At 53.3% G+C, this 12,434-nt stretch carries 12 protein-coding genes and 1 tRNA gene; 8 read left to right on the top strand and 5 right to left on the bottom strand.

Going from position 1 to position 12,434, the window contains the following annotated elements:
- Window positions 1-99 precede the first annotated feature (99 nt).
- Both ACZAHD_RS18010 and ACZAHD_RS18005 read right to left on the bottom strand, forming a co-directional pair.
- Window positions 100-1,536 (bottom strand): EmmdR/YeeO family multidrug/toxin efflux MATE transporter, encoded by a 1,437-nt coding sequence (locus ACZAHD_RS18010; RefSeq protein ID WP_462457993.1) that lies wholly within the window; start codon window positions 1,534-1,536, stop codon window positions 100-102.
- 8 nt (window positions 1,537-1,544) lie between these two features.
- Entirely contained in the window at window positions 1,545-1,724 is a 180-nt protein-coding gene (locus ACZAHD_RS18005) for a DUF5951 family protein (RefSeq protein WP_462457992.1), read from the bottom strand.
- A 6-nt stretch (window positions 1,725-1,730) separates the two neighbouring features.
- On the opposite strand from ACZAHD_RS18005, the gene ACZAHD_RS18000 reads away from it, so the two are divergent.
- Window positions 1,731-1,806: transfer RNA gene (locus ACZAHD_RS18000), tRNA-Asn, on the top strand.
- Between the two features lie 593 nt (window positions 1,807-2,399).
- Here the strand turns inward: ACZAHD_RS18000 and ACZAHD_RS17995 are convergent.
- From ACZAHD_RS17995 to ACZAHD_RS17985, 3 genes are all read right to left on the bottom strand, one after another.
- Window positions 2,400-3,854: an AMP nucleosidase gene (locus ACZAHD_RS17995; protein WP_462457991.1), complete on the bottom strand. Its 1,455-nt coding sequence runs from the start codon at window positions 3,852-3,854 to the stop codon at window positions 2,400-2,402.
- Window positions 3,855-3,991: 137 nt separating this feature from the next.
- A complete protein-coding gene (locus tag ACZAHD_RS17990) occupies window positions 3,992-4,243 on the bottom strand; it encodes a histidine kinase (protein WP_462457990.1) in 252 nt (83 codons plus the stop codon).
- Between the two features lie 105 nt (window positions 4,244-4,348).
- Complete coding sequence (locus ACZAHD_RS17985; protein ID WP_462457989.1) at window positions 4,349-5,281, bottom strand: nucleoside recognition domain-containing protein; 933 nt, start codon at window positions 5,279-5,281, stop codon at window positions 4,349-4,351.
- 1,005 nt (window positions 5,282-6,286) lie between these two features.
- On the opposite strand from ACZAHD_RS17985, the gene epsC reads away from it, so the two are divergent.
- Genes epsC through ACZAHD_RS17950 form a run of 7 tightly spaced genes read left to right on the top strand, consistent with a single transcriptional unit; the run spans window position 6,287 to window position 12,397 of the window.
- A complete protein-coding gene (gene epsC / locus ACZAHD_RS17980; protein WP_462457988.1) occupies window positions 6,287-7,042 on the top strand; it encodes a serine O-acetyltransferase EpsC in 756 nt (251 codons plus the stop codon).
- Between the two features lie 59 nt (window positions 7,043-7,101).
- Window positions 7,102-8,007: a PLP-dependent cysteine synthase family protein gene (locus tag ACZAHD_RS17975; protein WP_462457987.1), complete on the top strand. Its 906-nt coding sequence runs from the start codon at window positions 7,102-7,104 to the stop codon at window positions 8,005-8,007.
- Entirely contained in the window at window positions 8,000-8,428 is a 429-nt protein-coding gene (locus ACZAHD_RS17970) for a M67 family metallopeptidase (protein WP_462457986.1), read from the top strand. The genes ACZAHD_RS17975 and ACZAHD_RS17970 overlap by 8 nt, the downstream gene beginning before the upstream one ends.
- Window positions 8,429-8,487: 59 nt before the next feature.
- Window positions 8,488-8,778 carry a MoaD/ThiS family protein gene (locus ACZAHD_RS17965; protein WP_462457985.1) on the top strand — a complete coding sequence of 97 codons (291 nt, stop codon included), beginning with the start codon at window positions 8,488-8,490 and terminating at the stop codon, window positions 8,776-8,778.
- A complete protein-coding gene (gene moeB / locus ACZAHD_RS17960) occupies window positions 8,775-9,950 on the top strand; it encodes a molybdopterin-synthase adenylyltransferase MoeB (RefSeq protein WP_462457984.1) in 1,176 nt (391 codons plus the stop codon). The genes ACZAHD_RS17965 and moeB overlap by 4 nt, the downstream gene beginning before the upstream one ends.
- Window positions 9,951-9,987: 37 nt before the next feature.
- On the top strand, window positions 9,988-10,932 hold the full coding sequence (locus ACZAHD_RS17955; protein ID WP_462457983.1) for a family 2A encapsulin nanocompartment shell protein: 945 nt from the start codon (window positions 9,988-9,990) through the stop codon (window positions 10,930-10,932).
- Window positions 10,919-12,397: a SufS family cysteine desulfurase gene (locus ACZAHD_RS17950; RefSeq protein ID WP_462457982.1), complete on the top strand. Its 1,479-nt coding sequence runs from the start codon at window positions 10,919-10,921 to the stop codon at window positions 12,395-12,397. The genes ACZAHD_RS17955 and ACZAHD_RS17950 overlap by 14 nt, the downstream gene beginning before the upstream one ends.
- Window positions 12,398-12,434 lie beyond the last annotated feature (37 nt).

Genomic DNA, 12,434 nt, shown 5'->3' with positions numbered 1-12,434 from the left:
GTGCCACCTGGCCTTGTCAAAGGCTGTTTTCACAATTTAAATCGTTTGCCGATTTATTCTCCACTTTGGGCAAAAAGTATCGTTTCGCCTGAAAAATGGTTATGTTTCGTCCACTTGAATCTTGCTGCGCGGATATTTCCATAGCCAGCGTCCGCTGACCATTCGACAATAGAACAGCACGCCACGTACCGCCCAGTCGAGCACCATTCCCAACCAGACGCCAATCACTCCCATACCCAGCACAATGCCCAAGGTGTAACCCGCAACGACACGGCAACCCCACATTCCCAGCATTGATACCCACATGGTGTAGCGCACATCACGTGCGCCTTTAAAAGCACAGGGCAGGATCCACGAAGTCGCCCAGATAGGCATAAAGAAGGCGTTGAGCCACAGTAGCTCTTTGACCACCACTTTGACATCTTCTTCGCTGGTGTAGAAAGAAGCGATAAGGTTGGCAAACGGCGCCGTCCCCCACGCAATCACCGTCAGAACGATAGTTGATAACCAAAAGACATGCCACGCCTGGCGCTCTGCCTGCCCGATTTGCCCTTTCCCCAGCCGTTTACCAGTAATAATCGTCGAAGCGGAACCCAGCGCGTTCCCCGGCAGGTTAATCAACGCAGCGAAGGAAAAGGCGATGAAGTTGCCGGCAATAACGTTGGTCCCCATGCCCGCAACAAACATCTGCGTTAGCAGTTTGCCACCGTTGAACAGGACCGATTCAATACTCGCCGGGATACCAATGCCCATCACTTCCCAGATAATCGCCAGATTGAACGGCCGAAAGTAACTCTTCAGCGAGATGCGCAGCGCCGGGTTAAAACCAATTGCCAGTACCCAGACTATCGCCACGGCGCCAATATAGCGGGCGATGGTCAGTCCGAGACCAGCGCCGACAAACCCCAGACCTGGCCAGGAAAAAATGCCGTATATCAGGATGCTGCTGATAATAATGTTGAGGATGTTCATCCCGCCATTGATCAACAGCGGTATTTTGGTGTTACCCGCTCCGCGCAATGCCCCGCTGCCAATAAGCGCTATGGCCGCCGCCGGGTAGCTTAATACCGTCAGCTCCAGATAGGTCAGCGCCATGGCCTTCACCTGTGCAGAGGCATCGCCGGCGACAAAATTAATGATCTCGCTGCCGAATGCATGGATCGCGGCGGCCAGCAGAACAGAGAACAACGTCATAATCGCCAGCGATTGTCTTGCCGCCGACCTCGCCCGCCGCCGGTCGCGTTTGCCGAGACTAAAGGCAACCACCACCGTCGTACCGAGATCGATGGCGGCAAAGAACGACATAATGACCATATTAAAACTGTCGGCCAGCCCCACCCCGGCCATCGCCTCTTTTCCCAGCCAGCTGACCAGGAACGTGCTCAGTACGCCCATCAGCAAAACGCAGGTGTTTTCCAGGAGAATAGGCACCGCAAGAGGGCTGATTTCACGCCAGTAAAGTACACGATAGCTTTTACGCTTTTTGAACCAGGAGGTACGTCCCATGACCTGGCTTACTGCGGAGGTGACGTTCAAAGGAGACCTTAGTGAGAAAAGTTGAAACTACATTTCAAATAATGATAGAGAATGGCGGATCCTGCAAAACATTTTTCCTTATTAATTGTCGGTAACAGCAACAAATTGTTGATGGAAGCAGCAATTGAACATTTGCGGGCAAATTGATGTTTGACAAAATTTTTTTCGCCGCTAAGATACGACTCCACAACGATTCCTCTGTAGTTCAGTCGGTAGAACGGCGGACTGTTAATCCGTATGTCACTGGTTCGAGTCCAGTCAGAGGAGCCATATTTAAGAAGCCCGCTTAAGGAAACTTAAGCGGGCTTTTTGCTTTCAATGATCCCCTCGCTCGCTGTCCAGAATCCCGCATTGGTGATAGCTATGCGAATGCCGGTTTCTCCTGGCATGCTGACGGTTACCACGGATGAAACCTCCGCATTAAGCCGCGACGACTGTGCTTTTTTGTGCTCCGGTATTTTCTCCACCCCTTCGGTAAAACCATCTCCCCGAGTCCCTGGCTTATCCAGGCAGGCAGCGTACCTGGATAAGCAGGCGATGGCGCAGGGTACTCATACCGAGATATACCTGAATCCGGCAAACATCGGGGCGTCATTTTCAGAGTCTCCACTATAAAACGCTATCCTGTGATGCCAACGCAAGCGGTCGCAGCTCCCCCCAATATAAAGAAACGATTTTATTGCGCTTTGATGAACAGGCATTATCGCCGGAAGGCGATGAGTTATACCGCGGTCAGGATTGGCCGTGGCCAGAGTCCGCTGCCGGGGAAGGCCCGCTGGCAGCGGGCCGATAGAGGTCGGTTGCGAGGACGATTGGTCACTTGTTCTTTGCCCGCCGTCGCGTCGGGCAAAAAGCGGGAAGGGTTAGCGGAACGGCGGTTCGTTGAAGGTCCGCAGCTTGCGCGAATGCATGTGGTCACCCTCGGCACGCAGCAGATCGATGGCTTTAATGCCTATCTGCAAATGTTCGGAGATCGCTCCTTCATAAAAGCGGTTGGCCTGACCTGGCAGCTTAATTTCGCCGTGCAGCGGTTTATCGGAGACACATAGCAGCGTGCCGTACGGGACGCGGAAGCGGTAGCCCTGGGCCGCGATGGTGGCGCTCTCCATGTCGATGGCCACGGCGCGGCTAAGGTTGAAGCGCAGAGCCGAGGCGGAATAGCGCAACTCCCAGTTGCGGTCATCGGTGGTGACCACCGTACCGGTACGTAGCCGCTGTTTAACCTCTTCGCCAGGCATGCCGCTGATTTGTTTAGTTGCGTCGTACAGCGCGCGCTGCACTTCGGCAATGCTGGGAATCGGGATATCCGGCGGCAGCACCGCATCCAGAACGTGGTCATCGCGTAGGTAAGCGTGGGCCAGCACGTAGTCGCCGATGGTCTGGCTTTCACGCAGACCGCCGCAGTGGCCAATCATCAGCCAGACATCGGGGCGTAGTACCGCCAGATGATCGCAGATGTTTTTGGCGTTCGCCGGGCCGACGCCAATATTGATCAGCGTAATTCCCTGACCATCTTTGGTGATCAGGTGCCAGGCGGGCATCTGATGTTTTTTCCAGGCCAGATCGGAAATGGCCTGCTCCGGCGCTTCCGTATCGGCTGTTATCCAGATCCCACCGGCACAGGAAAGTGCGATATAGGGGCTGTCAGGATCGAGAATCTGACGGCATCCCCAGCTCACAAACTCATCAACGTAGCGGGTGTAGTTGGTAAACAGAACGTACGGCTGAAAATGATCGACCGGCGTTCCGGTATAGTGCCGCAGGCGCGCGAGAGAGAAATCGACGCGGCGGGCGTCAAAATGGGAAAGCGGATGGTGTTCGGTGGGATGGAACAGTCCGTCCGCCGTTTCATCGCCAATTTGCGACAGCTCGGTGGTCGGAAAATGACGGGTCAGGCCCGCGCTCATCGAGCGATCGAGCGTAAGGGCGGAGCCATCGATGACATACGGATAAGGGATTTCATGCTGTGACAACCCGACGCTGATATGCGCACCGTAATCCTGATACAACGACGTCAGCTGCTCCAGCAGGTAGGCGCGAAACAGCTTAGGATTGGTAATAGTTGTGGTGTAGCAACCGGCATGGGTGAAGCGTCCCCAGGCCCGGGTTTTTAGCGCTTTATGGTCCGTGCCGTCCCACGATACGGAGAGTTGCGGATAAACAAACAAGCCGTTAGCACGAGCGTTGTCATCCGGGAGAACGCTGTGGTTGATATATTCGCCGATGGCTTTACGTAATGCACTGACCGAACGCTCATATTGCAGTTCAAGCTGATTCAGTGCTTGTTGCGGGGTCAGACTGGCGGCCTTGTGGTTCATCTTCGCTCCTTTTTTCAGGTCTGCTGACATGCTTGATAGTATGTCATAGACAGAAAAGAGCGAAGGGGAATTTCATCCTCTGCGCGGTGAAAGTGATTGAATTAAATATTATTGCTGAAGGAACGAGTGCTGATTTATTACTCAGGTTTGGCGATTTCCACCCAGCGTTCGCTGCTGAAGTGCGTGGCTTTTATCACTTTTAATGTCTTTGCCGGATCGTCATTGAGGCAATACAGGGCATTTGCCAGCGGTGTGAGTTTATCTCCGCATTGTAAAGCGCATTGCCGAGTGGTGATTTCGGCAATAACCAATAAATGCGCGCTTTGTAATACTGCGCAATAATCTTGTGCTTTCTTCGATGATTGTACTTTTTTTACCCACCACTCCATAAAACATTCCCTGATCAGCGCTATTCCGGGCGATAATTGCCCGTTACCTTTTTTCTTACAATAAGAATAGCCTAATGGTTTAGGCTGCGTTTAATCTACAAAGATTCAGAATATCGTCACGTGCATAATGGTCCGAATAAGAATACCGATGATAGCGCCAGGAGCAGCAAAGCGGAACAGACGAACAAATCGCGAGCTCACCCCGAGGAATATACCAATACCGGGCAGATCGAAGGTCTGAATTAATAATCCGGCGGAGGCGTTGAGTTGGCTGATGGTGACTTTGCCTTGCTGCACCAGTTCAGAGACCACGCCAAAATATGCCGTACCACCTGCGATACATTTGACCAGCGCAGGAAGGACAAAGTTGACTGGAATATGTAGCCACTGCAGCAGCGGCATCAGCAGGTGCTGAAGCATGTCGATGATGCCTGCCGCCCGCATCACCCCGACGAGGGTTAATGACAGGATCAGCATCGGCACCGCACCGAGCGCGAGACGAATGGCATCAGAACCCGCATTGTTAATGACCGCAATCACACCCTGGTTGTTTTGTTCGGCGTTGGGGAGTGCCTCTGCCCGGGCATTCTCCATCACTGACAGACGGCGCCCGATGACATGCCAGGTGACCGCCCCTGCGCACAGACCGCCGATAATCGAAATGCAAATCGAGGCCATCCAGTGCAGACCAAAAGGGGTGAAAGGGTAAAAGACGTTGCCCTGACCCATGGCAAAGACCATGGCGAGCGTTGCGGCCATCTGCCGATCTGAGACGCCACGCTTATCCATAATGGCCAGCGTCGCCAACGGTGCGGCGAAGCTGACGAAGTTTATCTGAATCAACGCGAATGCGCTCATCCCGCCAAGGCCAAATGGTTTGAGCAGAGGGGCGACCCAGCGGACGATAACGTCCAGCACACCGCGGACTTCCAGATATTTCATGATCATCAGCATGACGACCATAATGGGTAATAGCGTATAAAGCGCGACATCAACGGAGGATTTTCCCGCCGACATAATTATGCCGATAAGATCCATTTAACTCTCAATCACCGAATAGCGAAATGATAATGCCATCATCATAATCCTCGTCAGGCGGAAATGATACGGCTTAATGGCATTTCTCCTTCTGTGCCGGATTATTATTGTGGTGCAAATAAGAAAATCATATTTCGTGACTTATTATTAAAATAAAATTTATATTTGCACAGGGCATTATTCGCTGAACGCCGTGGCTTATCTGTAGGGGGAGGCTAAAAAATGTGCAGGCCTGTCGAACACCTGGCCAGAAGATAACCTCTGAACCGGGTAAAAAGTGCGAGGGGTCGCAAAGCAACTACCGGTCGCCACGAGTAAGCAGGCCGGCCCGTTGGTGGGCTGAAGTGCGCCAACAGCGATACTCCTCTGCTCAGGATTAGGGTTTGCGCACCGCGCGATAAACAGGCGCAAAACATCTGGCGCAACAGAAGCGGGAACGGCCTGGCGTGTCGGAGAAATTGCCGCCTGAGGCTGCGGTGGCGAACAGTGATTATGTTGATTTAAACCCATACTCATATCGGTATCAGTTTCTCTGTGCGGGCTCAAAGTCTGTTCAGGCGATGCCGCACAGTGGCGTTGGCGGTTCGCGGCGGACTGACCGCAGACCTCACGGTTCCGTTTAAAGCAGATTATAGATCGATTCAGTTATGGGTAGAGTATTATTGAATGCCTTGATTTTTAAGTATTTATTATTTTCAGCTATTTAAAGTCAATAAGGTTATTTGTTTTTAATGTGGGTAATGCATAAAAGTGAGGTAACGCCGAAACCAGATTTATCGATGTGTTTTTAAGAAGGATATTATTATGCCGGAAGCGGGTGAATTGTATCTCATGCCGATAAGAGAAAATAGCTGGCATTTAAATAATGTCGTCAATGAACTGCGTCAAGTTCGTCAGACGTGGCGCGATGAGCATGCGAAAAATAATTATCGAAATAAACGTGGTTTACCTTCCAGGGAAAGCGTTAATTCCGTCGCTGATACATTGATAAAAGTGCTTTATCCGATGCGGTTAGGCGACGTTGACTTACGTAAAGAGGGTGAAGATTATTACGTCGGCCATTTGTTGAGCACTGCGCTGGACCGGCTCACCGAAGAAGCGCTTCTGGAGCTCTCTTATCAATCGGATGAGCAGGAGGAAAATCACGCGCTGTTGCAGGAGGCTGTCAGGCGCGTTCAGCAGTTCGCCAACCGGTTGCCGGTCATTCGCCAGCGTCTCGACGGTGATATTCTCGCCGCTTATCAGGGCGATCCTTCCGCACGCAGTATGGATGAAGTGCTGATCTGCTACCCGGGAATTCATGCTGTGATGCACTATCGTCTGGCCCATGAGCTGTATCAGCTCGATTTGCCGCTGTTGGCGCGAATTATTACGGAAAAGGCGCACAGCCAGACCGGAATAGATATTCATCCAGGCGCGCAGATTGATGATGGATTCTTTATCGATCACGGAACCGGGGTGGTGATTGGTGAAACAGCGATCGTCGGTAAACGGGTGCGTATTTATCAGGCCGTGACATTAGGGGCCAAACGTTTTATCGCCGGTGATAATGGGCAATTGCAAAAAAACTACCCTCGCCATCCAATAATAGAAGATGACGTTGTTATTTATGCCGGCGCGACAATATTAGGGAGAATTACCATCGGTGCGCGCTCCAGCATCGGTGGAAATATCTGGCTGACCCGTGATGTTCCTCCGGATAGTAATGTACAGCAGGCCCGAGTACAGCAAAAAAATTTTAGCGACGGTGACGGGATTTAATCATTTTAATAATGAAATGCCAGTGCCAGCACAGATAAAATAGCAGCGTGATAACTATTATGAATTTGCTTGAAACGATTGGCGCTACGCCTTTAATAACGTTACCCTCCTTTGTTGCAGAGTTACCTGGCGTAACGCTGCTGGCAAAAGCAGAGTTTATGAATCCCAGCGGCTCGGTGAAAGACCGCGCGGCGAAAGCCATGGTGCTGGACGGGATTGCCCGGGGGTTATTAACGCCAGATAAAACTATTATTGATGCGACCAGCGGTAATACCGGAATTGCCTACGCGATGCTCGGTGCCGCGTTGGGGTATAAGGTCCGGCTGTATCTCCCTCAGAATACCAGCCCGGAGCGTAAAAAAATTATTCGTCAGTATGGCGCCACAATTGTGGAGACCGATCCGCTTGAAGGTTCTGATGGCGCATATATTGAAGTTCAGGCACAGGTTGCCGCACACCCGGAACGCTATTTTTATCCCGACCAATATAACAACCCCGTCAATCCAGAGACGCATTTCGCGACCACCGGAAAGGAGATCTGGGAGCAGAGCGGACAACAAATCACCCATTTTGTTGCCGGTATGGGCACGTCCGGCAGTTTTGTTGGCACTGCGCGGCGGCTGAAATTTGAGAATCCGCAGGTGAAAACCATCGCCGTACAGCCCGCTTCGCCATTCCACGGTATTGAAGGGACCAAGCATATGGGCAGCAGCATTAAACCAGGCATCCTCGACGAAACCCTGTTTGACGACATTATTTACGTCACCACCGAGGAGGCCTATGCGAGCGCGCGACGCCTCGCCCGGCGGGACGGTATTTTCGTCGGTATTTCATCCGGCGCCAATGTTGCCGCCGCTGCACGGCTGGCCCGCACCTTGCCGGCGGGATCGGTGGTCGTCACGCTGCTGTGTGATGTCGGCTCACGCTACCTGACAGACCCTTTCTGGAATGAAACCCATGATTGAATTGACATACGAAATCGCCAGGCAGATTGGCGCGGAAGGGGAAAAGACCTATCCCAATGAATGCTGCGGTGCGCTTTTTGGTCATTTATCCGCGCAGGGTGATGCCCGCGTGACGGCGATTTTCCCCATCGTCAATGCCCGAGAATCAGAAGAGCAATACCACCGGTTTGTCATCACCGCTGACGACGCGTTGAGGGCGGAACGCGCAGCGCTGGCTCAGGAGGTGGATGTCATCGGCTATTACCATTCGCATCCCGATCATCCGGCTATTCCATCGGAATATGACCGTGAACATGCGCTGCCGTTTTACGCCTACATCATCGTGGCGGTCGCGCAGCGGCAGGCGGGGGCGCTGACCAGCTGGCGGCTAACGCAGGACCGCCTGCGCTTTTTGCAGGAGGATGTGCACATCAGTTCATGACGTGAATAACAGGCACAACATTGCCGGAAACCAGAGCAAAACACGGAGAAATTATCACTATGGCATCGACATTACTGATTCCCACTGCGCTACGCGCTTTCACCGACGGCCAGGGGAAAGTGACCCTCGAAGGCCACACCGTTGGGCAGCTGGTCGCGGCGCTGGCGGAGCGATTCCCTGACATTCAGCCGCATCTGTATGACGACGAAGGGGCGTTGCGCAGTTTCATCAATCTGTATGTGGGAGAGCACAATATTAAAACTACCGGTGGCCTGGATACCCCGGTTAGCGACGGTGCGGAGGTGCTGCTGGTTCCCGCCATTGCAGGCGGAGCCGGGAAGGCATTATGAGCAGACCGAGCATTATCCCGGATGACCGTCTGACGGAACTGACGCATGCTGAAATAGCCCGCTACAGCCGCCATCTGCTGTTGCCGGAAGTCGGGCTTGAGGGGCAAAAGCGTCTGAAGGCCGCCCGCGTGTTGCTTATTGGCACCGGTGGGTTGGGTGCACCCGTGGCGCTTTATCTGGCCGCGGCGGGTGTCGGTAAGCTGGGGATTGTCGACTTTGATTTTGTCGATATCTCCAACCTGCAAAGGCAGATTATTCACAGTACCAAAGATCTCAACCGGCCTAAAGTCGCTTCGGCGAAAGACAAAATCAAAGCAATCAATCCCGAAATTCAGGTGGAGACCTACAACACTACCCTGAGCAGTAAAAACGCGCTCGAGATAATCCGCGAATATGACCTCGTGGTCGACGGTACGGACAATTATCCCACCCGGTATCTGATCAACGATGCCTGCGTTTTGCTGGGCAAGCCGCTGGTCTATGGCTCCATTTTCCAGTTTGAAGGACAGGCCAGCGTCTTTTATGCCGGTGAAGGGCCATGCTACCGCTGCCTTTATCCCGAACCCCCGCCGCCGGGGCTGGTTCCTTCCTGTGCTGAAGGCGGTGTTGTCGGTGTGTTGCCGGGGATTATCGGCACCATTCAGGCGGCGGAAGCGATCAAGCTTATCGTCGGCGGCAGCGAGAGCCTGATTGGCCGTCTGTTGCTCTTCGATGTGTGGCAGATGAAGCAACGTGAGCTGCGGCTGGAGAAAGATCCCGGCTGCCCGGTATGCGGTGAGCAGGCGTCGATTCATGAGCTTATCGACTACGAAGAGTTTTGTGGGCTGAAAGCCGATGAGGCAGAAGTGCCGGTTGAAAGCGTCACGGCGCTGGAGCTTCACGCCTGGATAGAGGAGGGAAAACCTCTGCAGCTGATCGATATTCGCGAACCTCACGAAAGGGCGATTGCAAAATTTCCTCAGGCAAAAGTGATGCCGCTGGGCCAGATAGTCAGACGTATCGATGAATTCGATCCGACTATCGATGCGGTATTTCTGTGCAAGATAGGGCAGCGCAGTATTTTCGCCATTCGGGCACTCCAGCGCGCAGGTTATCCGGGGCGCGTGATGAATTTAAAAGATGGCCTAAATGCCTGGGCGCGGGATGTCGATACCCGTTTGCCCCAGTACTAACCTTCAGCTCCACTCTTTCAAACACTAAGGAATTATCATGGCAGAACAAAAAGGCATTAATGCACTGGGGCGTGACGCCGCCTATCAATTAGCCAATGTGACCAAAACGGCTCCGCAATTTGCGGCAATTACTCCGCGCTGGGTCAGCCGTTTTCTCGATTATAAAGGTCTGGAGTCGGGGATTTATCGGGTGAACAAGGTCGTGGAGGGGGATACGCCGCTGGACATATTATGCAGCCAGGATCCCTCGCGCGTTGAGATACCTCAGGGCTATGTCGAATATCAGACCACGCCGCGTGAATACCAACTGGATTCAATTACGACCATTATTAACGTCGATACCAAAATCGCCGATCTCTACAGCTCGCCCTACGATCAGGCTTCAGAGCAAATTGCGCTGGCGATCGAAAGTCTGCGCGAACGCCAGGAAAGTCAGCTTATCAATAACGATGAATATGGATTGCTGAAAAATATTGCTGATTCGCAGCGTATTCAGACCCGTAAAGGTCGTCCAACGCCGGATGACCTCGATGAACTGCTGTCAAAAGTCTGGAAAGAGCCATCCTTCTTTCTCGCTCATCCGCGTGCGATCGCCGCATTTCAGCGTGAAGCCACGCGACGCGGCGTGCCGCCGGTCACGGTGAACTTGCATGGGGGGACTTTTATTCTGTGGCGCGGTATTCCGCTGATCCCTTCCGATAAACTGTTTGTTGATGGTCTGAAAAACCCGAAAAGCCAGAGCGGGAAAACCAATATTTTGCTGATTCGTTCCGGTGAAAGTAAACGCGGCGTACTGGGGCTTTATCAGGAAGGGCTGCCAAACGAACAGTCTCGCGGACTGTCGGTGCGCTTCCGGGGGATCGACGATAACGGTGTAGCCTCCTATTTACTCTCACTTTATTGCTCCGCGGCAATCCTGGCCGATGATGCCATTGCTGTACTGGAAGATGTTGAAGTGGGTGAATATTATGACTACGAGTAATGTATTAACGCTTCCCTATGCGCCCGGCGGGGGGCCGGGTGACGCGCCCTCCGCGCGCGATTACGGTCTGCCCGACGCGCGGGATCTGAGAGGGCTGCTGGACACCACGTCCAGGCCCTCGCGAGTCACCGAGGCCGCTTACGCACCGCGGGTGGTGCCATTGGGCCAGGAGAGCAGGGCGGATATCGCGCCTCGCGGGTTTGCGGCATTGCCTGCTTCCGGCTCCATACCTGCGCCGCTGGCGCGGGTTGGGCAGATCCCGGTTGAACGGATCCGGGCGGATTTTCCGATCCTTGCTGAACAGGTGGACGGTCATCCACTTGTCTGGCTGGATAATGCCGCAACGACCCAACGCCCGAAGCAGGTTATCGAGCGCATCAGCCACTATTATTTGCATGAGAACTCGAACGTTCATCGTGCGGCACATACGCTTGCCGCACGTTCCACTGATGCGTATGAAGCCGCGCGCGAGAAAGTGGCGCGCTTTATCGGCGCGCGCGGCCCGGAAAATATCATCTTCGTGCGCGGTACCACGGAAGGGCTCAACCTGATTGCGCACAGTTACGTGAAGCCGTTGTTACGGCCTGGGGATGAAATTATCCTTACGCAACTTGAGCATCACGCCAACATTGTACCGTGGCAACTGATTGCCCAGGAAACAGGCGCGACAATCCGCGTTGCACCGGTTGATGAGCACGGGCAACTGATCGTTGAGGAATATATCCGGTTGTTCAACGACAGAACCCGCTTTGTTTCTGCGACCCACGTTTCTAATGCGCTGGGTACCGTTACCCCGGTTCAGGAGTTGGTGCAAATTGCCCATCGTTTTGGCGTGCGTATCGCCATCGACGGCGCGCAGTCTATTTCGCATATCCCGACCAATGTGACGGCCCTGGATGCTGATTTCTTCGTCTTCTCCGGCCATAAAATTTTTGGACCTACCGGGATCGGTGTCGTATATGGCAAACAGGATGTGCTGGAAGAGGCCCGCCCGTATCAGGGCGGCGGGAATATGATCGCCGACGTGACCTTTGAGCTAACGCGCTATCAACCTTCGCCGAATAAATTTGAGGCGGGAACGGGCAATATTGCCGATGCCGTCGGTCTGGGGGCGGCGATCGATTATGTACTCTCGCTGGGGATAGAAAATATTGCACAATACGAGCATGCCTTACTGGAGTATGGGATCGCCAGGCTGTCGGCTATTCCTGGTCTGACGCTGGTGGGTACCGCGGCGAACAAAACCAGTGTTTTATCTTTCGTGCTGGCGGGTCACGACAATGAAGCCGTGGGGCGCTATCTCAGTCAGGTTGGTATTGCTGTGCGGGCCGGACATCACTGTGCACAACCGATCCTGCGTCATTTTGGTTATGAGAGTACCGTCCGGCCTTCGCTGGCTTTTTATAATACGCCGCAGGAAATTGATTTTCTCGCCGAACACGTTGCTCGATTTGCAGCGCGCTAATGAAGGATTACTCTTCGCAGGGAGAGATGAAAACGGA

Origin of the sequence: Raoultella sp., assembly GCF_039594335.1 — a bacterium.
Taxonomy (GTDB): domain Bacteria; phylum Pseudomonadota; class Gammaproteobacteria; order Enterobacterales; family Enterobacteriaceae; genus Klebsiella.
This window is presented reverse-complemented; position numbering and strand designations above follow the sequence as displayed.

Excerpts from the sequence above, each read along its gene's own strand:
- ACZAHD_RS17995 (WP_462457991.1), bottom strand. The coding sequence starts at position 3,854 with ATGAACCACAAGGCCGCCAGTCTGACCCCGCAACAAGCACTGAATCAG.
- ACZAHD_RS17990 (WP_462457990.1), bottom strand. The coding sequence starts at position 4,243 with ATGGAGTGGTGGGTAAAAAAAGTACAATCATCGAAGAAAGCACAAGAT.
- ACZAHD_RS17985 (WP_462457989.1), bottom strand. The coding sequence starts at position 5,281 with ATGGATCTTATCGGCATAATTATGTCGGCGGGAAAATCCTCCGTTGAT.
- epsC (WP_462457988.1), top strand. The coding sequence starts at position 6,287 with ATGCGGTTAGGCGACGTTGACTTACGTAAAGAGGGTGAAGATTATTAC.
- ACZAHD_RS17975 (WP_462457987.1), top strand. The coding sequence starts at position 7,102 with ATGAATTTGCTTGAAACGATTGGCGCTACGCCTTTAATAACGTTACCC.
- ACZAHD_RS17970 (WP_462457986.1), top strand. The coding sequence starts at position 8,000 with ATGATTGAATTGACATACGAAATCGCCAGGCAGATTGGCGCGGAAGGG.
- ACZAHD_RS17965 (WP_462457985.1), top strand. The coding sequence starts at position 8,488 with ATGGCATCGACATTACTGATTCCCACTGCGCTACGCGCTTTCACCGAC.
- moeB (WP_462457984.1), top strand. The coding sequence starts at position 8,775 with ATGAGCAGACCGAGCATTATCCCGGATGACCGTCTGACGGAACTGACG.
- ACZAHD_RS17955 (WP_462457983.1), top strand. The coding sequence starts at position 9,988 with ATGGCAGAACAAAAAGGCATTAATGCACTGGGGCGTGACGCCGCCTAT.
- ACZAHD_RS17950 (WP_462457982.1), top strand. The coding sequence starts at position 10,919 with ATGACTACGAGTAATGTATTAACGCTTCCCTATGCGCCCGGCGGGGGG.